The 238-nt window shown below is 63.0% G+C and carries 1 pseudogene; it reads left to right on the forward strand.

What is annotated here, in order from left to right:
- A pseudogene (locus tag AC0L3A_RS41150) lies at nucleotides 1-238 on the forward strand (transposase); the annotation flags it as partial.

Consider the following 238-nt stretch of genomic DNA (forward strand, 5'->3'; position numbering starts at 1 on the left):
GTGACATCGATTGCCGCGAAGATCGGCTGCACGCCGCAGACGCTGCATGACTGGGTCAAGAAGGCCGAGATCGATAGCGGGCAGTGGGCCGGCGTTCCGACTGACATGGCCGAGAAGCTGAAGGCGCTGGAGCGGGAGAACCGCGAGCTTCGGCAGGCCAATGAGATCCTGCGCAAGGCAAGCGCGTATTTTGCGATGGCGGAGCTCGACCGCCGGTCCAAGCCATGATCGCCTTCAT

It is taken from the genome of Bradyrhizobium sp. MI1.3 (genome assembly GCF_055811695.1).